The organism is Streptomyces sp. NPDC021020, from assembly GCF_044333285.1.
Taxonomy (GTDB): domain Bacteria; phylum Actinomycetota; class Actinomycetes; order Streptomycetales; family Streptomycetaceae; genus Actinacidiphila.
This window is the reverse complement of record NZ_JBIRQQ010000004.1, coordinates 561,248-582,744: the sequence shown is the minus strand read 5'-3', so window position 1 is coordinate 582,744 and position 21,497 is coordinate 561,248. Positions and strand designations below refer to the sequence as shown.

Here is a 21,497-nt window from a genome sequence, read left to right as displayed (position 1 = left end):
CACCCAATACTTTGCGCGCTTCGTCCGCCGTATCCGTTCCGGCGGACGAAGCGGAGGCCCCGGCCCCCGGCGGGGCCTCCGCGGGCGCGACCGTCATGACGCGCTGTGCGGGCGCAGGGGACGGCGGGGGGTGGGACTCTCCGCGGCCTCCCGGTCGGTTCGTACCGCCGGTCTGGCGGCGGAGCGGCGGGCCGCCGCGCGGCGCTCGGCGCGGGTCGCCCTGGCCTGCTGGGCCAGGCGCCACTGGTCGGCCTGCTGCGTGAGGTCGGCCCTGCGGGCCTGGTGCAGCTCGTACGCGAACATCATCGTCTTCTCCCTGAGAGCGGGCTTCTTCTGATGCACCAAGCCTCGTCCCTGAGGTGCCCCCCTCACATCGGGCACCTGCCCGAACCCCGACCCCGCCGGGGCCTTAGCCCACCTCCTCACCTCCTTAGGCCCGCGCCTTGTGCCGGGCCCGCGGCGTAAGGCGCCCGAGGCGTCTAAGGCACTGCGGCGGAAGACGCGTTGGTGGGTAAGGATCCGGCCGCGGCCGGATCCGCGGGCCGCCTGAAGAGCCCGCCCGGGGCGCGCGCCCGGCGGTAGGTTGAGCGGCGTGGACACCGCCTCGTACATAGGGCCGGACGACGCGCCGGACAGATACCGCCTGCGGCGGTCGATCGGCCGCGGCGGCGAAGCCGTGCTCTACCTCGCCGAGTTGGAGCTGGGCGGCGCGACGGAGCCGGTCGTCGTCAAGATGCTCGACGACCGGCAGGCCCTCGCCCCGGAGCTGTTCGCGCGGGTCAGCGCGAAGTGGCGCGAGCAGGCCGAGCTGCTGCGCTTCGTGCACCGGCCCGGCGTGGTCGGGATCCGGGAGCATTTCGAGGGGCCGTCCGCGCACCCGGCGGGCTCCCTGCCGGAGGCGGGCGGCCGGGCCCTCTACCTCGTGATGAACCATGTGCAGGGCCTCGACCTGCGCGACTGGCGCGCCGAGCGCACCTTGGAGTCCGCCGACGAGCGCCGCGCGGCGGTGCGCTGCCTGGAGCAGCTCGCCGAGGTGCTGGACTGGCTGCACAGCGGCGCGGCGACCCCGTCCGGCCGCCGGGTCGTGCACGGCGACCTCTCCCCCGGCAATGTGATGATCGACGCGCACGGCCAGGCGACCCTGGTGGACTTCGGCCTGAGCAAGCTCGCCGCCGAGCACCAGACCGCCGAAGTGTGGTTCACCCCGGGCTTCGCCGCGCCCGAGGTCTTCGACGGCATCCGCAGCCCCGCCACGGACCGCTACGCCTTCGGCGCCATCGCCTACTTCCTGCTGAGCGGCGAATCCCCGGCGACCGTGCCGGAGACGCTGCGCGCGGCGCTGCTCGCGCTCCCCGCACTGGCCGGGCTGGGCCCGGAGAAGGCCGCCCGGGTCGCGGCGATCTTCGCGGCCGACCCGGAGTCGCGGCCCGCGTCGCTCACCTCGTGGGTGCGGGAGATGCGCTCCCTGGTCGTCTCGGCCACCCGCCCCGAGCAGCCGCCCGTACCGGCGGCCGCGCCCGTACCGCCGCATCCGCCCGTACCGCTGCCGCTGTCCGGGCCGCCCGCCGCGCCGGTCCTGCCGCCGCAGCCGGCGCACGCGCCGCAGCCGGTCTTCCGCTCGCCCGTGCCCGTCCTCCCGCCCACCGTCCCGGAGCCGCCTGCCAGGCGGCGGGGGCCGCGGATCGCGCTCGCCGCGGTCCTCGCGGCGGCGCTCGTCGGGGGCGGGGCCGTACTCGGCGTCGTCCTGTCCGGCGGGGACAAGGGCGACGGCGCCACGCACTCCCCGACCACGCCCGCCGCGACCGGCGGCGGCACCGGCGGGACCACCTCGCACCAGCCGGCCGCGGGCGACGGCGGCACCGGCAAGGACACCCCGACGGACTCCCCCACCGACGCCGACGACGGCAGCGGCTCCGACGACGGCAGCGGCCCCGGCGATGGCGCCGACACCGTCTCGCTCGCCGACCTCACCCCCACCGACGCGAGCATCTTCTCCCTGGAGCGCAACGCCGCGGCCGTCGACGGCGTGCAGTACCAGGACTCGCTCACGTCGGCGTACTGCTACCGCGACGCCTCCGGCCTCGACGGCTTCGGCGAGTACAACCTCGGCAAGAAGTACACGACGCTCGACGTCGTCCTCGGCCTGGACGACAACAGCCCGAACACCGGCGACACCTTCACCGTCATCGCCGACGGCAAGCGGATCTTCCGCGACCGGGCGACGGTCGGGAAGCCGTTTCACAAGAAGTTCGACGTCTCCGGGGTGCTGCGGCTGCGCGTGGAGTGGGTCTCGGACGAGGAGGGGAACTGCCCGACCACCGTGCTGGGCGACCCGACGCTGATCCCCTGAGACACCAGCGCCGGAACGGTCTGCGGCACGGCGGGGGCGGGCGCCGGGGCGGGGCCGTCGATGCTGATGCGCGGCAGCCTGCGGTCCAGCCAGCCGGGCAGCCACCAGTTGGCGTCACCGAGGACGTGCATCAGCGCGGGCACCAGCAGCGTGCGCAGCACGAACGCGTCGAGCGCGACGGCGGAGGCCAGCCCGATGCCGAACATCGCGATCACCCGGTCGCCGCTGAGCACGAAGGCCAGGAAGACCGCGATCATGATCACCGCGGCCGAGGTGATCACCCGGCTGGTCTCGGCGAGCCCGACGCGTACCGCCCGGCAGTTGTCGCCCGTCTCGCGCCACTCCTCGTACATCCGGCTGACCAGGAAGACCTGGTAGTCCATGGACAGCCCGAACAGCACCGAGACCATGATCACCGGCAGGAAGGGCTCGATCGGGCCCGCCCTGCCCAGGCCCAGCCACTCGTCGCCCCATCCCCACTGGAAGACCGCGGTGACGACCCCGAAGGACGAGGCGACCGCGGCGACGTTCATCACCGCGGCCTTGACGGGGATGCCGACCGAGCGGAAGGCGACCAACAGCAGGACGCAGCCGAGGCCGACGACACTGCCGACGAACAGCGGGAGCTTGCCGACCACGACGTCCGCGAAGTCGTCGTAGCTCGCGGTCGGGCCGCCGACGTAGACGCGCAGCCCGCTGCCCTGCTCGGCGGCGGGCAGCACGTCGTGCCGCAGCCGGTCGACGAGCTGCGAGGTGGCGCCGTCCTGCGGGGCGCTGTCGGGGGTGACGGTGATGACGCCGGTGCCGCCGGACAGCTCGACGGGGCTGACCGCGGCGACCCCGGGGGTGCCGCGCAGCGTCTCGGGCAGGTGGTCCAGCGCTATCCGCGCCTGCGCGCCGTCCGTGGTGGCGACCAGGGTGAGCGGGCCGTTGCTGCCCGGGCCGAAACCCTCCGCGAGCAGGTCGTAGGCCTGCCGGGTGGTGGCCTTGGCCGGGCCGTTGCCCTGGTCGGAGGTCCCGAGGTGGAGGGTGAGCGCGGGCAGTGCCAGGACGGCCATGAGCACCGCGGCCGCCACGCCCAGCAGTCTCGGGTGCCGCTCGACGAAGGCCGACCAGCGCGCGGCGAAGCCCGCGGGCGACTCGGGGCGCGGGCCGTGCTCGGCGAGCGCGCGGCGCTCGCGGCGGCTGAGGGCGCGTTCCCCTATGTAGCCGAGCAGCGCGGGCAGCAGCGTGATCGACGCGGCGACGGTGAGCAGCACGGTGAGCGCGGCGGCCACCGCGACCCCGTTGAGGAAGCTCAGCCGCAGCACCAGCATGCCGAGCAGCGCGACGCACACCGTGCCGCCCGCGAAGACCACCGCGCGTCCCGTCGTGGCGACGGCCTGCTGTGCGGCCTCGGCGACGTCCAGGCCGCGTTTGAGGCCTCTGCGGTGCCTGCTGACGATGAAGAGGGCGTAGTCGATGCCGACGCCGAGCCCGATGAGCATGCCCAGCATGGGCGCGAAGTCGGCGACGGTCATGGCGTGGCCGAGCAGCACGATCGCCATGTAGGCGGTGCCGCAGCCGACCAGCGCGGTCGCGATCGGCAGCAGCATCGCGGCGAAGGAGCCGAAGGCGATCAGCAGCACCACGGCGGCGACGCCGACGCCGACGATCTCGCTGAGGTGCGCGCTCGCGCCCTCGGTGCTGCCGACGGCCTGGCCGCCCAGCTCCACCTGGAGATCGCCGTGCCGGGCGGCGGTGGTGGTGTCCACCAGGGCCTCGGCCTGGGAGCGCGGTACGGCGTCGGCGTCCGCGGCGAAGCCGACGACGGCGTAGGCGGTGCGCCCGTCGGCGCTGATCTGCGTGCCGCCGTCGGCGGCGTACGGGCTGTCGACGGAGGCGACACCGGGCAGGTGGCGGGCCTTGTCCAGCACCGCGGTCATGGTCTGCCGGACGCCGGCGTCGGTCACGGCGCCGTGGCCGGTGTGCCAGACGACGGTGTCGGTGTCGCCCGCCTGGCCGGGGAAGGCCTCCCGCAGCAGGGCGGAGGCGTGCCCGGACTCGGTGCCGGCGGCTTCGTACTCCCGGGAGTACGCCGAGCCCGCGACGCCCGCGGCGGCGGTGAGGCCGACGAGGACCGCGAGCCACAGCAGCACGGCGGTGAGGCGGCGGCGCAGACACCACCGTGCGAGTGCGGCCATGAACCAGCTGCTCCTGTGTGCTCGGACGTCGCCCCACTCTGGCAGGAGGAAATGATCCTTTGGGACTTTCGTGCCCTTCCTCACAAGCCGTAAAATCCGGATAAGGAACCGTCCCGCAAATGCCGAAGGACGGCACCCGGATGGGGTGCCGTCCTTCGTACCGTCAGATCGTCGGACCGCGAGCCGTGAGCCCTCCGTCAGCCCTGGACGCCCAGCTTCTCCAGGACCAGCTCGCGGACCCGCTTGGCGTCCGCCTGGCCCCGGGTGGCCTTCATGACCGCGCCGATGAGCGCGCCGGCCGCCGCGAGGTTGCCGCCGCGGATCTTGTCGGCGATGGCTGCGTTCGCCGCGATCGCGTCGTCCACCGCCTTGCCGAGCGCGCCCTCGTCCGAGACGACCTTCAGGCCGCGCTTGTCGACGACCTCGTCCGGACCGCCCTCGCCCGCGAGCACGCCCTCGATGACCTGGCGGGCCAGCTTGTCGTTGAGGTCGCCCGCGGCGACGAGCGCCGCGACCCGGGCCACCTGCGTCGGGGTGATCGGCACCGCGGCCAGCTCGGTGCCCGACTCGTTGGCGTGCCGCGCCAGCTCGCCCATCCACCACTTGCGGGCGGCCGCGGAGTCCGCGCCCTCCGCGATCGTGGCGAGGATCAGGTCGAGCGCCCCGGCGTTGAGCACCGACTGCATCTCGTGGTCGGCGATGCCCCACTCCTCCTGGAGCCGCTTGCGGCGCAGCCGCGGCAGCTCCGGAAGCCCGGCGCGCAGCTCCTCGACCCACTCGCGGGACGGGGCGACCGGCACCAGGTCGGGCTCGGGGAAGTAGCGGTAGTCCTCCGCCTCCTCCTTGATGCGCCCGGAGGTCGTCGAGCCGTCCTCCTCGTGGAAATGCCGGGTCTCCTGCACGATCGTGCCGCCGGAGGTGAGGACCGCGGCGTGCCGCTGGATCTCGAAGCGGGCGGCGCGCTCGACGCTGCGCAGGGAGTTGACGTTCTTGGTCTCGCTGCGGGTGCCGAACTTCTGCACGCCGCGCGGGCGCAGCGACAGGTTGACGTCGCAGCGCATCTGGCCCATCTCCATCCGGGCCTCGCTCACCCCGAGCGCCTTGATCAGCTCGCGCAGCTCGGCGACGTACGCGCGGGCCACCTCGGGGGCGCGGTCGCCCGCGCCCTCGATCGGCTTGGTGACGATCTCGATGAGCGGGATGCCGGCCCGGTTGTAGTCCAGCAGCGAGTGCGAGGCGCCGTGGATACGCCCGGTCGCACCGCCGACGTGGGTGGACTTGCCGGTGTCCTCCTCCATGTGGGCGCGTTCGATCTGCACCCGGAAGACCTCGCCGTCCTCCAGCTGGACGTCCAGGTAGCCGTCGTACGCGATGGGCTCGTCGTACTGCGACGTCTGGAAGTTCTTCGGCATGTCCGGGTAGAAGTAGTTCTTCCGGGCGAAGCGGCACCACTCGGCGATGGAGCAGTTCAGCGCGAGGCCGATCTTGATCGCCGACTCGACGCCGGTCTCGTTGACCACCGGCAGCGAGCCGGGCAGGCCCAGGCAGGTCGGGCAGACCTGCGAGTTGGGCTCGGCGCCCAGCGCGGTGGAGCAGCCGCAGAACATCTTCGTCCTGGTGCCCAGCTCGACATGGACCTCCAGGCCCATCACCGGGTCGTAGGCCGCGAGCGCGTCCTCGTAGGACAGCAGTTCCGTGACGGTCACGTGGTTTCTTCCTCCTGGCCTGTCAGTCCGTCAGCACGTCGTCGTCCGGCTGGCGCAGATCCCGGACCAGCAGGGCCACACCGGTGGCCACGGCGGCCACCCGGATCAGGCCGTCGATGAGCTGGAGGGTGTCGTTCTCGCCACGCGCGGCGCGGACCTTCTTGACGTTGCTGAAAGCAGCGAAGAGCGTGCTGCCGATGGCCAGGTACGTACCGGCCTTGCCCTTTTTCTTGGTGCCCTTGGTGCTCATAGCTGCGGTGCCTCCTCAAGCAGCGGGTGGCCCCACTTCGTCACGAAGGCGGCCTCGACAGCGGCGCCGACCCGGTAGAGCCGGTCGTCCTTGAGCGCGGGAGCGATGATCTGCAGGCCCACCGGTAGACCGTCCTCCGGCGCGAGGCCGCAGGGCAGCGACATCGCCGCGTTGCCGGCGAGGTTGACCGGGATGGTGCACAGGTCGACCAGGTACATCGCGAGCGGGTCGTCGACGCGCTCGCCCAACGGGAACGCGGTGGTCGGCGTGGTCGGCGACACCAGCACGTCGACCTGCTCGAAGGCCTTCGCGAAATCCCGCGTGATCAGCGTGCGGACCTTCTGGGCCGAGCCGTAGTACGCGTCGTAGTAGCCGGAGCTGAGCGCGTACGTGCCCAGGATGACGCGGCGCTTGACCTCGGGGCCGAAACCGGCCTCGCGGGTCAGCGCGGTGACCTCCTCGGCGGACTTCGTGCCGTCGTCGCCGACCCGCAGGCCGTAGCGCATGGCGTCGAAGCGGGCCAGGTTGCTGGAGCACTCCGACGGCGCGATCAGGTAGTACGCGGCGAGCGCGTACACGAACGACGGGCAGGAGATCTCCACGACCTCCGCGCCCAGCTCGCGCAGCACCTCGACGGACTCCTGGAAGCGCTGCACCACTCCGGGCTGGTAGCCCTCGCCGCCCAGCTCCTTGACGACGCCGACGCGCATCCCGCGCACGTCGCCGCTGCGGGCCGCCTCGACGACCGGCGGCACGGGCGCGTCGATCGACGTCGAGTCCAGCGGGTCGTGGCCACCGATCACCTCGTGCAGCAGCGCGGCGTCCAGCACGGTGCGGGCGCACGGGCCGCCCTGGTCGAGCGAGGACGAGAAGGCCACCATGCCGTAGCGGGACACCCCGCCGTAGGTGGGCTTGACGCCGACCGTGCCCGTCACGGACGCGGGCTGCCGGATGGAGCCGCCGGTGTCCGTGCCGAGCGCGAGCGGGGCCTCGTACGCCGCGAGCGCCGCGGCGCTGCCGCCGCCGGAACCGCCCGGGACACGGGTCAGGTCCCACGGGTTGCCGGTCGGGCCGTACGCGCTGTTCTCGGTGGAGGAGCCCATCGCGAACTCGTCCATGTTGGTCTTGCCCAGGATCACCACGTCGGCGGCCTTGAGCTTCCTGGTGACCGTCGAGTCGTACGGCGGGATCCAGCCCTCCAGGATCTTCGAGCCGACCGTGGTGGGCACGCCCTCGGTGGTGAAGATGTCCTTCATCGCCAGCGGCACACCGGCCAGCGGGCCCAGCGGCTCACCCGCGGCGCGCTTGGCGTCGACCGCGCGGGCCTGCGCGAGGGCGCCCTCCCGGTCGATGTGCAGGAAGGCGTGCACCTTCTCGTCCACGGCCTCGATCCGGGCCAGGTGGGCCTCGGTGACCTCGACCGCGGTCAGCTCGCCGGACGCGATCTTCGCCGCCGTCTGCGCGGCGGTCAGCCTGATGATGTCCGTCATCGTGTCAGTCCTCCCCCAGGATCTGCGGCACCTTGAAGCGCTGCTGCTCCTGCGCCGGGGCGCCCGACAGCGCCTGCTGCGGGGTGAGCGACGGCCGGACGGTGTCCGGGCGCATCACGTTCGTCAGCGGCAGCGGGTGCGAGGTCGGCGGGACGTCCTCGCCGGCCACCTCGGAGACGCGGGCGACCGCGCCGATGATGTCGTCAAGCTGTCCGGCGAAGTGGTCCAGCTCGTCGGCGGACAGCTCCATCCGTGCCAGCCGGCCGAGGTGGGCCACCTCCTCGCGCGTGATGCTCATTCGGTCCTCTGCGGGTGAGACAACGGTGTGGGCCCCAATCCTATGGGGCGCCGCCCCGCGCCCGCGAAGCCGTTCCCCCGCGGGGGGCCCGGGGGGCTCGGGCCTTCACCCCTGGGGGTGCGCCTGCCGCGCGGGACAGGCGTTTTCAGGGGCGCCCGGTGGCGCAGGCTACAGCTGCTCGACCGGCGCGACGGCCGGGACCGTCGAATGTGTGCCCGGCGCGGGCGGAAGGGCGCGGCGGGCGGCGAAGGCGGCGGGGAGAGCGCCCCGCTCGCCCCGGGCGAGGAGCCACTTCGTGGCCTCCTCGGGCGGCATCGCGGCGGCGACCAGCCACCCCTGCACGGCGTCGCACCGCAGGTCCCGCAGCCGCTCCCACGTCTCGTCGTCCTCGACGCCCTCCGCGACGACCATGAGGCCCAGCGAGTGGGCCAGGTCGACCGTGCAGCGCACGATCTCCGCGTCCTCGGCGTCGACGACCAGCCGGGCCACGAACGAGCGGTCGATCTTCAGCTCGCTGACGGGCAGCCGGCGCAGGTGGACGAGCGAGGAGTAGCCCGTGCCGAAGTCGTCGAGGGACATCTTGACGCCGTGTCCGGTGAGCCCGAGGAGGGTGTCCGCGGCGCGCTGCGGATCCTCCAGCAGGACGTGCTCGGTGATCTCCAGCTGGAGGCAGTGGGGCGGCACCTGATGCCGGGCCAGCCGGGCGGCGACCGTGCCGGCGAAGCCGGGGCTGTGGACGTCGCGCGGCGAGACGTTGACGGCGACCGGTACGTCGAGGCCCAGCTCGCGCCAGCGGGCGACCTGGGCGAGCGCGGTGTCGAGCACGTACTCGGTGAGCAGCGGCATCAGGCCGGACGTCTCGGCCATGGTGATGAACTCGTCCGGGCTGACCCGGCCGCGCTCCGGGTGCTCCCAGCGGACCAGGGCCTCCAGACCGGCGACCCGGCCGTCGAAGCGCACCTTGGGCTGGTAGTGGAGCTCGACGTCGCCGGCGTCCAGCGCCCGGCGCAGATCGCCGAGCAGGCCGAGCCGGTCGGGGGTGTTGCCGTCGCGCGTGGCCTCGTAGACCTCGACGCCGCTGCGGTCGCGTTTGGCCTGGTACATCGCCACGTCGGCGCGGCGCAGCAGCCCTTCGGCGTCGAGCGCGTGGTCCGGGAAGACGGCGACGCCCGCGCTGGCCTCCAGCACCAGGGACAGGCCGTCGAGGCTGAGCGGCGTGGCGAGGGCGGCGACCAGGGTGCGGGCGACGCGCTGGGCGCGGGTGGTGGAGTCGCAGCCCGGCAGCAGGACGGCAAACTCGTCACCGCCGAGCCTGGCCGCCTCGGCGCCGCGCGGCAGGGCGGTACGCAGCCGGTCGGCGACCTGGAGCAGCAGCCGGTCGCCGGCGCGGTGGCCGAGGGTGTCGTTGACGGAGCGGAATTTGTCCAGGTCGATGAGGATCAGCCCGACGCGGCCGCAACCGTCCGGCGGGTGCGTGCCCGTGCCGCCGGAGGCGGCAAGGAAGCCGGGCTCGGCGCGCTCGCAGTCCTCCTGCGCGTCGTCCAGCGCGCTCCAGGCGCGCTCCAGCAGCCACTGGCGGTTGGGCAGCCCGGTGAGCGGGTCGCGCAACTGCTCCTCGGCGCGGGCGTGGGCGATCCACAAGGTGGAGTCCAGCGCGATGAGCGGCACCGAGAAGAGCGGCAGCAGCGCCGGCTTGTCGCACGCGACGACCAGGATGAGCGGGGAGATGCCGAGCAGCGCGCAGCCGAGCATGCCCTGCCGCATGAGGGCGGAGCGGGCGACGGTCGGCAGTCCGTCGCCGCGCGCGGCGAAGGCGCACCACAGCAGGGCGCGGGTGGCGGCCAGATACGCCAGCGCGGCGAGCGCGACGATCGGCACGGCGGTCATCGACCAGACCTCGGGGGCCCAGGGGTGCTCGACCGAGGGGTGGGCGCCGCACAGGCTGAGCACGGCGGCTCCGGCGCCGATGCCGAGGATGTCGATGGAGCCGTACAGCGCGGCCTGGCGCCAGCGGTGCCGGCGGGCCGCGCCCACCAGGGTGACCACGGCGAGGCTGACCAGCAGGGCGGACACCCAGCCGTGCACCAGCAGCATGGCGAGCGTGAGGGCGGCGCCGGATCCGGTGCCGCCCCACCAGCGGTCGCGGCCGATGGCCACCAGATGGCCGACGATGATGCCGGTCAGGATCGCGAAGCCCCAGCCTCCGGTGCCGGCGGGGAAGAGCGCGTGGCCGTGCTTGAGCACCCGGCAGATGCCGACGGCCAGGCAGATCGCGGCGGCGGGCGGCGCCGCGGTGCGTACCAGCGAGCGGGAGAGGGACGGGGCGAGGGAGGGCAGCGCGGCGACGGGCGCACGCGGGGGCAGCGGCGCCGCTGCGGCACTCTCCGTCGGATGCATGCCCGTCCCTCTTCCAGCCCGGTGAAGCAAGCAGGTCCCACCGCCCCCTGGCCGCGGAGGAGTTCCGTTACGGCCGGCGGAACGTATCGCCGCGGCGGGGACGCGTCTCAACATTAGGCCGCCGGGCGCCGTCCCGGGCACCGATCGAACGGGGTTGCCCGAATGCGACCAGGCACATCGACGTATTCTGATATAGACCGATCGAGTGACATCTCCGGGCCATTCAGTCGGATTCGGCGGCCTCTCCGGCTGTTCCGGAACCCTCCGCGGCGCCCTCCGCCTCCCCGGTGTCCGTGCTCTCCGCGGGCTCGACGGGATTGACCGCCAGCGTGCGGGCGGCCTCGGGACCGTCCGTGAGCAGCGCGGTGAAGCCCGCCTCGTCCAGGACCGGCACTTTGAGCTGCACGGCTTTGTCGAACTTGGATCCGGGATTGTCACCGGCGACCACGAAGTCCGTTTTCTTGGACACCGAACCGGTGACTTTTGCACCTCGGCTGCCCAGGGCCTCTTTTGCGCCATCCCGGGTATATGCCGAGAGCGTTCCGGTCACGACGACGGTCACCCCTTCGAGTGGCCTCGGCCCTTCGTCCGAGCCCTCCTCGGCGAAGGTGACACCGGCCTCCCGCCACTTGCGGAGGATCTCCTGGTGCCACTCCTCGGCGAACCACTGCTTGACGGACGCGGCGATCGTGGGGCCGACCCCGTCGACCGCGGCCAGCTCCTCCTCGGCCGCGGTCATGATCCGGTCGAGGTCGCGGAACTCACGGGCCAGCGCGGCGGCGGCGACCGGACCCACGTGGCGGATGGACAGCCCGGTGATGACCCGGGCGAGCGGGCGCTCGCGGGCCGCCCGGATGTTGTCCAGCATCGCCAGGGCGTTCTTCTTCGGCTCGCCCTTCTGGTTGGCGAAGAAGGTGACGATCTTGGGCTCGCCCGTCTCCGGATCCCGCTTGGGCAGGCCGCTGTCCATGTCCAGGACGTAGGAGCGGATCGGCAGCAGGCTCTCGATGTCCAGCGAGAACAGGTCGCCCTCGTCCTTGAGCGGCGGCTCGGCGTCCAGCGGCTGGGTCAGCGCGGTCGCCGCGACGTAGCCGAGCGCCTCGATGTCCAGGCTGCGGCGGCCGGCCAGGTAGTAGACGCGCTCGCGCAACTGGGCGGGGCAGTAGCGGGCGTTGGGGCAGCGCAGGTCGATGTCGCCCTCCTTCATCGGCTGCAGCGGGGTGCCGCAGTCGGGGCACTCGGCGGGCATCACGAACTCCCGCTCCGTCCCGTCCCGCAGGTCGACCACCGGGCCGAGGATCTCGGGGATGACGTCGCCGGCCTTGCGCAGCACCACGGTGTCGCCGATCAGGACGCCTTTCTTCTTGACCACGTCCTGGTTGTGCAGCGTCGCGAACTCCACCTCGGAGCCGGCCACCGTCACCGGTTCGACGACCGCGAAGGGCGTGACCCGGCCCGTACGGCCCACCCCGACGCGGATCTCCACCAGCCTGGTGTTGACCTCCTGCGGCGGGTACTTCCAGGCGATGGCCCAGCGCGGCGCGCGCGAGGTCGAGCCGAGCCGGCCCTGCAGCGGGATCTCGTCGACCTTGACGACCACGCCGTCGATCTCGTGCTCCACGTCGAGCCGGTGGTCGCCGTAGTGGGCGATGAAGGCGCGCACCTCGTCGAGGGTGCCGACGACCTTGTTGTGCCGCGCGGTCGGCAGGCCCCATTCGCGCAGCAGCTCGTAGGCGTGCGACTGGCAGTCGATGGTGAAGCCCTCGCGGGCGCCGATGCCGTGCACGACCATCTGCAGCGGGCGGGAGGCGGTGATCCGCGGGTCCTTCTGGCGCAGCGAACCGGCCGCGGCGTTGCGCGGGTTGGCGAACGGCTTGTCACCGGCCTCGACCAGCCGTGCGTTGAGCTCCTCGAACTTCTCGCCGGGGAAGTAGACCTCGCCGCGGACCTCGACCAGCTCCGGGACGCGGTCGCCCGCGAGCCGCTCGGGGATGCCGGCGATCGTCCGGACGTTCGGCGTGATGTCCTCGCCGCTGCGGCCGTCGCCGCGGGTGGCGCCGCGGGTCAGCCGGCCGTTCTCGTACGTCAGGTTGACGGCGAGGCCGTCGACCTTGAGCTCGCACAGGAAGTGGTAGGGGCTGCGGTCGTTGTCCGGCGGGCCCAGCTCGGCGGCGACCCGGTCGGCCCAGGTCGTCAGCTCCTCGTCGGTGAACGCGTTGTCCAGCGACAGCAGCCGCTCGCGGTGCTCGACGGAGGTGAACTCCGTCTCGTACGCACCGGCGACCTTCTGCGTCGGTGAATCCGGGGTGCGCAGCGCGGGGTGCGCGTCCTCGACCGCCTCCAGCCGGCGCAGCAGCCGGTCGAACTCGGCGTCGCTGACGACGGGCGCGTCCCTGACGTAGTAGCGGAAGCGGTGCTCTTCGACCTGCTCGGCGAGGCGCGCGTGCTCCTCGCGGGCCTCCGCCGGAATCTCCGTGTCCTCCACGACCCCGTCCTTCCTCACTACTCAGGGTTGTCGACGAGCGAGCGTGCCGCCTTCGCGCAGTGCACGAGAGCGGCACGGGCGTAGGCCGGTGAGGCCCCCGCCAGACCGCAGGACGGGGTCACGGCGACGGAGGACCCCAACGCCCCCGGTGCCAGCCCCAACCTGCGCCACAACGCCCGAACACCCCTCACGCTACCGGCAGGGTCCGACAATGGGGTGTCAGTGCCCGGCACGACACCGGCCAGCAGCGCGGTGCCCGCCTCGGCGGCCTCGCCCACGGCGTCCCAGTCACGTTCGGTGAGCAGCGCGAAGTCGAAGGACACACCGGCCGCCCCGGCCGCGCGCAGCAGCCCGAAGGGGACGTCCGGGGCGCAGGAGTGGACGACCACCGGGACCCCGGCCGCCGCGACCAGCTCGCGCAGCGTCTGCTCCACGACCGCGCGGTCCACCGTGCGGTAGGTGCGGTAGCCGCTGGCGGTGCGGACCCCGCCGGCCAGCACCGCGGACAGCGAGGGCTCGTCCAGCTGCAGCACCGGCTGCGCGCCCGGCACCCGGCGGCGGACGTCCGCGAGGTGGACCGCCAGGCCCTCCGCGAGCGAGCCGGCCAGGTCGCGGCAGGCGCCCGGATCGCCCAGCGCGGCCTCGCCGTGCCGGGTCTGCACGGACGCCGCGAGCGTCCACGGGCCGACCGCCTGGAGCTTGAGCGGGCCCTCGTGGCCTTGCGTGAACTCCTCCAGGGCGTCCAGGTCCTCCCCGAGCCAGGAGCGGGCCCGCCGGGTGTCCCGGCCCGGGTGGTCGCCGAAGCGCCAGCCGCTGGGCTCCAGGCGGGCGTACAGCTCCGCGAGCAGGCCGACGCTGCGGCCGATCATGTCCGCGCCGGGGCCGCGCGCGGGCAGCTCGGGCAGGAACGGGAGGCCCTGCGGGGCCTCGGTGGCGACGCGGGCCGCCTCGCGGGCGTCGGTGCCGGGCATCGAGCCGACGCCGGTGGCGGTGGCCGGGGGGAGGTGCAGGTCGTGCGTGTCGCTGATCACGCCCGAAGGGTAGCCCGCGGGCCGCGCCTCACCGGCCCGGACGGACGGTGAGGTCGGTCAGCTCGGCGTCCCGCGGGAGGTCGAGGGCGGTCAGGACGGTGGTGGCCACCGACTCCGGGTCGATCCAGCGGGAGGGGTCGTAGGGCTTGCCCTCCTGCTGGTGGACCTTCTGCTGCATGGGTGTCGCGGTGCGGCTCGGGTAGACCGACGTGACGCGGACGCCCGCCGCGTGCTCCTCGGCGCGCAGCGCGTCGGCCAGCGCGCGCAGCCCGAACTTGCTCGCGCCGTACGCGCTCCACTCGCCGCTCACGCTCAGGCCCGAGGTGGAGTTGACGAACACGACGCTGCCGTGGGACAGCCGCAGCTGGGGCAGCAGCAGCCGGGTCAGCTCGGCGGGGCCCATGAGGTTGACGGCGAGCGTCTCCTGCCAGATCTTCGGCGTGAGGTCGCCGACGAGGCCCAGCTCGACCGTGCCGGCGATGTGCAGCAGCGAGTCGAGCCGGTCCGGCGGCGACTGGTGGCCGATCGCCCAGGAGAGCCGGGCCGGCTCGGCCAGATCCCCGACGAGGGTGCGGGCGCCCTCGTGCATCCCGGCGAGCTGCCGGGCCCTGGCGGCGTCCCTGGCCAGCAGCCAGACCTCGTCGCCGCGCTCCAGCAGCCGCCGCGCGACGGCACTGCCGATCCCGGACCCGGCCCCGGTGACCAGATGCACTCGGCTCACAGCTGCTCCTCGATGTAGGCCAGCGCGTCCGCGCCGTCCTGCGCGAAGTGGACGAGCTGGGACAGCGGCAGGGGCAGGAAGCCCTCGGCGTCCATCCTGCGCAGCTGGAGCTCCAGGCCGTCGTAGAAACCGGCGCTGTTGAGGAGGACCACCGGTTTGGCGTGCAGCCCGTGCTTCTTGAGCTCCAGGATCTCGGTCGCCTCGTCGAGCGTGCCCATGCCGCCGACCATCACGACGACCGCGTCGCTGCGGCGCAGCAGCTCGGCCTTGCGCGCGGCGAGATCCGCGGTGACGACCATCTCGTCGGCGTCCTTGCGCGCCTTGTGCTGGAGGAATTCCACCGAGACGCCCACGAGCCGCCCGCCCGCCTCCTGGACGCTGTCGGCGACGACCTTCATCAGGCCGGCCTCGGAGCCGCCCCACACCAGGGTGTGGCCGCCGGCGCCGATCAGCTTGCCGAACTCGCGGGCCGGCTCGGTGTACTGCTCGCCGAGGTCGGCGGCGGACAGGAAGACTCCGATGTTCATGCGCTCACCGCGGGCTTCTCCTCGTGGTACTCGTGATCTTCGTGACGGGCCGCGGCGCGGTCCGTCGTCGCGCGGTCCGTCGTCGCGATGGTGGCCGAGCCCACGACGCGCGTGCCGTCGTAGAGGACCACTGCCTGACCGGGTGCGACACCGCGGACCGGGGCGGCGAAGCGGACGTGCAGCTCGCCCCCGCGGGACTCCGCGGTCACCGCGACGTCCTCGCCGTGGGCGCGCAGCTGCGCGGTGTACGCCGCCGGGCCGGCCGGCGGGGTGCCGCACCAGCGCGGGCGGATCGCCGTGAGCGACATCACGTCGAGCGCCTCGGCGGGCCCGACCGTCACGGTGTTGTCGACCGGTGAGATGTCCAGCACGTAGCGCGGCTTGCCGTCGTCGGCGGGGACGCCGAGCCGCAGGCCCTTGCGCTGGCCGATGGTGAAGCCGTACGCGCCCTGGTGGGTGCCGACCCGCTCGCCGTCCTGGTCGACGATCGCGCCCTCGGCGCTGCCGAGCCGCCGGGCGAGGAAGCCCTGGGTGTCGCCGTCGGCGATGAAGCAGATGTCGTGGCTGTCGGGCTTGCGCGCGACGGCCAGGCCGCGCCGCTCGGCCTCGGCGCGGATCTCGTCCTTGGTGGTCAGGGTGTCGCCGAGCGGGAACATCGCGTGGGCGAGCTGCCGCTCGTCGAGCACACCGAGCACGTACGACTGGTCCTTGGCCGCGTCGCTCGCGCGGTGCAGCTCGCGCGTGCCGTCCGCGCGGGTGACGACCGTGGCGTAGTGGCCGGTGCAGACCGCGTCGAAGCCCAGCGCGAGCGCCTTGTCGAGCAGCGCGGCGAACTTGATCTTCTCGTTGCACCGCAGACACGGGTTCGGGGTGCGGCCGGCGGCGTACTCGCTGACGAAGTCCGCCACCACGTCCTCACGGAAGCGCTCGGCGAGATCCCAGACGTAGAAGGGGATGCCGATGACGTCGGCCGCGCGGCGCGCGTCCCGCGAATCCTCCACCGTGCAGCAGCCGCGGGCGCCCGTGCGGAAGCTCTGCGGATTCGCCGACAGGGCCAGGTGGACACCGGTCACGTCGTGCCCGGCCTCGGCGGCGCGGGCGGCGGCCACCGCGGAGTCGACACCGCCGCTCATGGCGGCGAGCACGCGCAGCCGGCGGGGCTCGGGCTGGGGGAAGTCGTTCACCTGTCCAGGGTAACGGCCCGCTCCCGGCGGGCCTCCTCGTTATCCACAGGCCTGCCGCGGCCCTGGTGCGACCCGTTCCGGATCCGGGCCGCGGAGGCGGAAGAGGCGCGCGGGTCCCGGGCGTTGCACCTCCGGAAGACCCCCGGCAGCCTGTGCGGGACCGCCCGGCGGGGCGGTGGCGCGGCGGACCGCCCCGGGGGGCTGGACAACCGGCGACTACCGATGGGTAACATCGATTCATGGCAGATGCACCGGCCCGCGCGGCCATCGGGGACAGCGAGTTCGACCGCGACACGGCAGTGGTCGCGCGGCCGGACGAGCCGGGCACGTACGACGCCGGGCTCTCCGCGGGCTGGACGATCATCAGGGCCGTCAACGGCGGCTACCTGCTGGCCGTCGTCGCCCGCGCGCTGCGCGCCGCGCTGCCGCACCCCGACCCGCTGACGATCACCGCGCACTACCTGACGGCCTCCGAGCCCGGACCCGCGGTGGTCAGGACGCAGACCGTACGGGCCGGGCGGAGCATGTCCACCGGCCAGGCCTCGCTGTACCAGCGCGACGCCGAGGGCCGCGAGGTCGAGCGGATCCGGGTGATCGCCGGCTACGGCGACCTCGCGGCGCTCCCCGACGACGTCCGCACCTCGGCCAAGCCGCCGCTGATGCCGGCGTACGGCGACTGCGTCGGCTCGCAGGACGCGCCGCCCGGCGCCGGTCCGGTCACCGGCTCCACCGCGATCCTCGACCGGCTCGACCTGCGCCTCGACCCCGCGACCGCGGGCTGGGCGCTCGGGGCGCCCTCCGGCGCCGGCGAGATGCGCGGCTGGCTGGGCCTGGCGGACGGGCGCGACCACGACGCCCTGTCGCTGCTGCTCGCCGTCGACGCCCTGCCGCCGACCGCCTTCGACCTGGGCCTGGCCGGCTGGGTGCCGACGGTCGAGCTGACCGTCCACCTGCGGGCCGTCCCGGCGCCGGGGCCGGTACGCGTGGCCATCTCCACCCGCAACCTGGCGGGCGGGCTGCTGGAGGAGGACGCCGAGGTGTGGGACTCCCAGGACCGGCTGGTGGCGCAGTCCCGCCAGCTGGCACGCGCCCTGCGCGCCTGACCGCGGCACATTGCCGGCCGGCGCGGCCCGTGTGAGATGGCACGCGCACTGTGCCCCTGACCGCGGCACATTGCCGGTCGGTACGGCCCTCGCGGGCTGGTGCGCGTCCCGCGCGCGCCTGACCCCGGCATATTGCCGTCCGGTACGGCCCTCGTGCCCGGCTCCGCGGGGCGTGCGGAGAGTGCCGGGAGGCGGGCGGCGCGCGGACCGTAGAATCGACGGACCATGGCCTACTTCGATCACGCCGCCACGACGCCCATGCTGCCGGAGGCGGTCGAGGCGCTGACCGCGCACCTCACGGTGACCGGGAACGCCTCGGCACTCCACGCCGCCGGCCGCCGGGCCCGGCGCACGGTCGAGGAATCCCGCGAGGCCCTGGCCGAGGCGCTGGGCGCCCGGCCGAGCGAGGTCGTCTTCACCGGCGGCGGCACCGAGTCGGACAACCTGGCCGTCAAGGGCCTGTTCTGGGCGCGCCGGGCGGCCGATCCGCGCCGGGTCAGGGTGCTGGCGAGCCCGGTGGAGCACCACGCCGTGCTGGACGCGGTGCACTGGCTGGCCGACCACGAGGGCGCGGTCGTGGAGTGGCTGCCGGTCGACTCCTACGGCAGGGTGCACCCGGAGGCGCTGCGTACGGCGCTGGCGGCGCACCCGGACGAGACGGCGCTGGTCACCGTCATGTGGGCGAACAACGAGGTCGGCACGATCCTCCCGGCCGCGGAGCTGGCCGCGGTGTGCGCGGAGTTCGGGGTGCCGATGCATTCCGACGCGGTGCAGGCCTTCGGGCAGGCCGACGTGGACTTCGCGGCCTCCGGCCTGGACGCCATGACCGTGACCGGGCACAAGGTGGGCGGCCCTTACGGGGTCGGCGCGCTGCTGCTGCGCCGCGACGACACCCCCGTGCCGCTGCTGCACGGCGGCGAGCAGGAGCGCAGCCGCTCGGGCACCCTCGACGTACCGGCCATCGCGGCCTTCGCGGCGGCGGGCACGCTCGCGGCGCGGCACCGCACGGAATTCACCGCGCAGGTCGGCGCGCTGCGCGACGAACTGGTGCGCGGGGTGCGGGCAGCGGTGCCGGACGCGGTGCTCAACGGCGACCCGGCCGAGGGGGGCCGGCTCGCCTCGATCGCACATTTCACCTTCCCCGGCTGCGAGGGCGACGCCCTCCTGCTGCTGCTGGACGCGCAGGGCATCGCCTGCTCCACCGGCTCGGCCTGCACCGCGGGCGTCGCCCAGCCCAGCCATGTGCTGCTCGCCATGGGCCGCCCCGCCCCGGACGCCCGCGCGACGCTGCGCTTCTCGCTCGGCCACACCACGACCGCCGGGGAGGTCGCCGAGCTGGTACGGGCGATCGGCCCGGCCGTCGAGCGCGCCAGGACCGCCGGCCAGACCTGACGGAGCCGTCCGCGGGCGGACACACCGTCCCGCCCCGACTCGCCCGACCCGCGGGCAGACGGGCGGCGCGCGCAACGCTACGGTCGGAGCATGGATGATCGGCTCCGCGCGGTCTGCGACCTGATGATGCCCACCGTCCGGGAGATGGCCGGGCTGCACGAGTACGACGGCCGCGTGCAGGACCTCTCCCCCGACGGAATACGCCGCGCCCTTTCCGCGGTCGACACGGCCCGGCGCAATACGCCACGCCTCCCCGACCCGCACGACGAGGCGCACCTGAGCGTCTTCGAGGAGGCCGTACGCGTCCAGTACGGCGAACTGGAGATACACCGGCGCGACCCCTACCCCCATCTGTCCAACCTCGAACTCGCCTGCTACGACCGGGAATACGCCCCCCGCAAGGAGCGCGCCGCGGCGCGCCGCAGGCACCTCGCGCAGTGGCCGGACGCGGTGGACGCCGCCCTGGCCTCGCTCGACCGGGTGAGCGCGCCCGTCGCCTCCGCGCTGCTCGGCTCGGCCCGCGGGCTCGCCTTCGGCCTCGACCCGGACGAGGGTGTGGAGGCCGACGCGCTGGACGCGCACGCCCGGCTGACCGCCCACCTCGAACACGCCGCCGAGCACGGCGACCCCGACCCGCGGCTCGGCGGGCCCGGTCTGGCCGCGCTGATGGGCTCCCAGGAGGGCGTGCGGGTGGACCTGGCGGCCCTGGCCGAGTCGGCGGACCGGGAGCGCGTACGGCTCGGCCAGCTGCTCGCCGACTCCTGCCGCGCGCTCGACCCGCGCCGGTCGGTCGACGACCTGATCCCCGAGCTGCTCGCCGACCACCCGGGCGCCGACGGCGTCATCCCGGCCGCCACCCGGCTCACCGAGGAGGTCATCGCCTTCACCCGCGAGCGGCAGCTCGCCCCCTACCTCGACGGCGAGTGCCTGGTGGGGCCCGCGCCGCCCTCGCGCCGCTGGGCGATGGCCATGATGACGTGGGCGGGCCCCGGCGAGCCCGAGACGCCGTCCTGGTACCACGTGACCCCGCCGGAGCCGGACTGGCCAGCGCAGGAGCGCGAGGAGTGGCTGACGGTCTTCAGCCGCACCAGTCTGCCGTCGATCACCGTGCACGAGGTCGCGCCCGGCCACTTCGCGCACGGCCGCGCCCTGCGCCGGGCGGCGGGCCCGGTCCGCCGGGTGCTGCACAGCCTGGCCTTCTGCGAGGGCTGGGCACATTACGTCGAGGAGGTCTGCCTCGACGAGGGTTTCCGGGCGCGCGACCCGCGCTTCGCGATCGGCGTCGCCCTGGAGGCACTGGTCCGGGTGACCCGGCTGACGTGCGCGATCGGGCTGCACACCGGGGCGATGGACGTGGCAGAGGCCACGCATCTGTTCGTGCGCGACGCGCATCTGGCCCCCGCGGGGGCCGCCTCGGAGGCGCGCCGCGGGACCTTCGACGCCGGATACGGGCGGTACACGTGGGGGAAGCTGGAGATCATGCGGGCCCGCGAGCGCGCGGAGCGCTCGCCGGGCTTCTCGGTGCCCGGCTTCCACGCCCAGCTGCTCGCGCTCGGCGCGCCGCCGCTGGGCCTGCTGGACGCCGGAGCGCGGGCGTAGGGGGCCTCGCGGCCCCGGCGCTCAGTAGCGCGGCGGCGGGCCCCAGGCGGGCGGGCTGCTGAAGGCGTCGCGGTCGAAGACGGGCTGGGCGTTGGCGCGCAGCCACATCGCCACCGGGTCGTGCGGGTCGGACATGGCGACCGTCGAGACCGGCAGGCCCTCCGGGACGCCGGGCACGGCCTGCTGCATCATCAGCCGTACGGCCTCCACCGCCTGCGGCGAGGAGTCGTAGACCTCGACGCCGATCGCGAGGTACGCCTCGCCGAGCGCGGGCTGCACCCACGCCTGCCGCAGCGCGCGTACCGCGGGCGTACGCTGCGCCGCCGTGGCCAGCAGCGCGTAGAACTGCGGCATCTGCACCGTCGGCTCGCCGATCCGCAGCGGGCCCGCGGGCAGCAGGTCCAGGCCCGCGGCGATCCGGCGCAGGTCGGGCCAGGGGATGCCGACGCCGCCGCCGGGGGCGTGCGGGTTGAGCCACAGGCCGCAGTGGTCCGGGAAGAGGGCGAGCGCGATGTCCCGGCCCGCGGCGACCTCGTGCTCGCGGTTCCAGCCGCTGGCGGCCAGCTCGCGCGGGGAGGTGCAGCACGGGGCGTAGCGGTGGCCGGAGACCTCCATCGCCGCGTACTGGGCGTCGGGGGTGCCGGGCGCGCCCTGCCACAGCAGCATCCAGACCTGGCCGTCGGCCAGCGACGCGAGCAGGTTCTCGTATGCGTCGTAGCGGCCCGGCGCCACCTGGAGCAGCATCTGCTCCACATGGCCGGCCGCCGCGCCGCCGTGCGCG

The 21,497-nt window shown here is 74.0% G+C and carries 17 protein-coding genes; 4 read left to right on the top strand and 13 right to left on the bottom strand.

The annotated features are described in order from the left end of the window. Positions 1–93 precede the first annotated feature (93 nt). Positions 94–345, bottom strand: coding sequence for a hypothetical protein (locus ACH4SL_RS14295; RefSeq protein ID WP_398444985.1), 252 nt, complete (start codon positions 343–345; stop codon positions 94–96). Positions 346–592: 247 nt separating this feature from the next. Here ACH4SL_RS14295 and ACH4SL_RS14290 point away from each other — a divergent pair, with 247 nt between their 5' ends. Beyond that, positions 593–2,350, top strand: a complete 1,758-nt coding sequence (locus ACH4SL_RS14290; protein ID WP_398444983.1) for a protein kinase — start codon at positions 593–595, stop codon at positions 2,348–2,350. Here ACH4SL_RS14290 and ACH4SL_RS14285 read toward each other — a convergent pair. The 11 genes from ACH4SL_RS14285 to mnmA all read right to left on the bottom strand — a co-directional run bounded on the left by ACH4SL_RS14285 (position 2,239) and on the right by mnmA (position 16,622). Next, positions 2,239–4,533 carry an MMPL family transporter gene (locus tag ACH4SL_RS14285; RefSeq protein WP_398444980.1) on the bottom strand — a complete coding sequence of 765 codons (2,295 nt, stop codon included), beginning with the start codon at positions 4,531–4,533 and terminating at the stop codon, positions 2,239–2,241. The two genes, ACH4SL_RS14290 and ACH4SL_RS14285, sit on opposite strands and share 112 nt — an antisense overlap. A gap of 197 nt (positions 4,534–4,730) precedes the next feature. Then, positions 4,731–6,239: an Asp-tRNA(Asn)/Glu-tRNA(Gln) amidotransferase subunit GatB gene (gene gatB / locus ACH4SL_RS14280; protein WP_398444978.1), complete on the bottom strand. Its 1,509-nt coding sequence runs from the start codon at positions 6,237–6,239 to the stop codon at positions 4,731–4,733. A gap of 22 nt (positions 6,240–6,261) precedes the next feature. Continuing rightward, positions 6,262–6,489: a hypothetical protein gene (locus ACH4SL_RS14275; protein WP_398444975.1), complete on the bottom strand. Its 228-nt coding sequence runs from the start codon at positions 6,487–6,489 to the stop codon at positions 6,262–6,264. Next, positions 6,486–7,979, bottom strand: coding sequence for an Asp-tRNA(Asn)/Glu-tRNA(Gln) amidotransferase subunit GatA (gatA, locus tag ACH4SL_RS14270; protein ID WP_398444973.1), 1,494 nt, complete (start codon positions 7,977–7,979; stop codon positions 6,486–6,488). The genes ACH4SL_RS14275 and gatA overlap by 4 nt, the downstream gene beginning before the upstream one ends. A gap of 4 nt (positions 7,980–7,983) precedes the next feature. Further along, positions 7,984–8,277: an Asp-tRNA(Asn)/Glu-tRNA(Gln) amidotransferase subunit GatC gene (gene gatC, locus ACH4SL_RS14265; RefSeq protein WP_398444971.1), complete on the bottom strand. Its 294-nt coding sequence runs from the start codon at positions 8,275–8,277 to the stop codon at positions 7,984–7,986. 168 nt (positions 8,278–8,445) lie between these two features. After that, positions 8,446–10,674: a putative bifunctional diguanylate cyclase/phosphodiesterase gene (locus ACH4SL_RS14260; RefSeq protein ID WP_398444969.1), complete on the bottom strand. Its 2,229-nt coding sequence runs from the start codon at positions 10,672–10,674 to the stop codon at positions 8,446–8,448. A gap of 223 nt (positions 10,675–10,897) precedes the next feature. After that, positions 10,898–13,159 (bottom strand): NAD-dependent DNA ligase LigA, encoded by a 2,262-nt coding sequence (gene ligA / locus ACH4SL_RS14255; protein WP_398444967.1) that lies wholly within the window; start codon positions 13,157–13,159, stop codon positions 10,898–10,900. Positions 13,160–13,176: 17 nt separating this feature from the next. After that, positions 13,177–14,130 (bottom strand): methionine synthase, encoded by a 954-nt coding sequence (locus ACH4SL_RS14250; RefSeq protein WP_398445343.1) that lies wholly within the window; start codon positions 14,128–14,130, stop codon positions 13,177–13,179. Between the two features lie 88 nt (positions 14,131–14,218). After that, complete coding sequence (locus ACH4SL_RS14245; RefSeq protein WP_398444965.1) at positions 14,219–14,911, bottom strand: SDR family oxidoreductase; 693 nt, start codon at positions 14,909–14,911, stop codon at positions 14,219–14,221. Next, positions 14,908–15,438, bottom strand: coding sequence for a TIGR00730 family Rossman fold protein (locus ACH4SL_RS14240; protein WP_398444963.1), 531 nt, complete (start codon positions 15,436–15,438; stop codon positions 14,908–14,910). The genes ACH4SL_RS14245 and ACH4SL_RS14240 overlap by 4 nt, the downstream gene beginning before the upstream one ends. Further along, on the bottom strand, positions 15,435–16,622 hold the full coding sequence (gene mnmA, locus ACH4SL_RS14235) for a tRNA 2-thiouridine(34) synthase MnmA (RefSeq protein WP_398444961.1): 1,188 nt from the start codon (positions 16,620–16,622) through the stop codon (positions 15,435–15,437). Before mnmA ends, ACH4SL_RS14240 begins: the two co-directional genes overlap by 4 nt. A gap of 239 nt (positions 16,623–16,861) precedes the next feature. On the opposite strand from mnmA, the gene ACH4SL_RS14230 reads away from it, so the two are divergent. From ACH4SL_RS14230 to ACH4SL_RS14220, 3 genes are all read left to right on the top strand, one after another. Further along, a complete protein-coding gene (locus tag ACH4SL_RS14230) occupies positions 16,862–17,725 on the top strand; it encodes a thioesterase family protein (protein WP_398444958.1) in 864 nt (287 codons plus the stop codon). Between the two features lie 225 nt (positions 17,726–17,950). Continuing rightward, positions 17,951–19,117 (top strand): cysteine desulfurase family protein, encoded by a 1,167-nt coding sequence (locus tag ACH4SL_RS14225; protein WP_398444956.1) that lies wholly within the window; start codon positions 17,951–17,953, stop codon positions 19,115–19,117. A 90-nt stretch (positions 19,118–19,207) separates the two neighbouring features. Beyond that, complete coding sequence (locus ACH4SL_RS14220) at positions 19,208–20,716, top strand: DUF885 family protein (protein WP_398444954.1); 1,509 nt, start codon at positions 19,208–19,210, stop codon at positions 20,714–20,716. A 21-nt stretch (positions 20,717–20,737) separates the two neighbouring features. On the opposite strand, the gene ACH4SL_RS14215 is transcribed toward ACH4SL_RS14220, so the two are convergent. Next, on the bottom strand, positions 20,738–21,460 hold the full coding sequence (locus ACH4SL_RS14215) for an enhanced serine sensitivity protein SseB C-terminal domain-containing protein (RefSeq protein WP_398445341.1): 723 nt from the start codon (positions 21,458–21,460) through the stop codon (positions 20,738–20,740). Positions 21,461–21,497 lie beyond the last annotated feature (37 nt).

Excerpts from the sequence above, each read along its gene's own strand:
- gatA (WP_398444973.1), bottom strand. The coding sequence starts at position 7,979 with ATGACGGACATCATCAGGCTGACCGCCGCGCAGACGGCGGCGAAGATC.
- gatC (WP_398444971.1), bottom strand. The coding sequence starts at position 8,277 with ATGAGCATCACGCGCGAGGAGGTGGCCCACCTCGGCCGGCTGGCACGG.
- ACH4SL_RS14220 (WP_398444954.1), top strand. The coding sequence starts at position 19,208 with ATGGATGATCGGCTCCGCGCGGTCTGCGACCTGATGATGCCCACCGTC.
- ACH4SL_RS14225 (WP_398444956.1), top strand. The coding sequence starts at position 17,951 with ATGGCCTACTTCGATCACGCCGCCACGACGCCCATGCTGCCGGAGGCG.
- ACH4SL_RS14285 (WP_398444980.1), bottom strand. The coding sequence starts at position 4,533 with ATGGCCGCACTCGCACGGTGGTGTCTGCGCCGCCGCCTCACCGCCGTG.
- ACH4SL_RS14275 (WP_398444975.1), bottom strand. The coding sequence starts at position 6,489 with ATGAGCACCAAGGGCACCAAGAAAAAGGGCAAGGCCGGTACGTACCTG.
- ACH4SL_RS14215 (WP_398445341.1), bottom strand. The coding sequence starts at position 21,460 with ATGCTGCTCCAGGTGGCGCCGGGCCGCTACGACGCATACGAGAACCTG.
- ACH4SL_RS14240 (WP_398444963.1), bottom strand. The coding sequence starts at position 15,438 with ATGAACATCGGAGTCTTCCTGTCCGCCGCCGACCTCGGCGAGCAGTAC.
- ACH4SL_RS14260 (WP_398444969.1), bottom strand. The coding sequence starts at position 10,674 with ATGCATCCGACGGAGAGTGCCGCAGCGGCGCCGCTGCCCCCGCGTGCG.
- ACH4SL_RS14230 (WP_398444958.1), top strand. The coding sequence starts at position 16,862 with ATGGCAGATGCACCGGCCCGCGCGGCCATCGGGGACAGCGAGTTCGAC.
- ACH4SL_RS14250 (WP_398445343.1), bottom strand. The coding sequence starts at position 14,130 with ATGCCCGGCACCGACGCCCGCGAGGCGGCCCGCGTCGCCACCGAGGCC.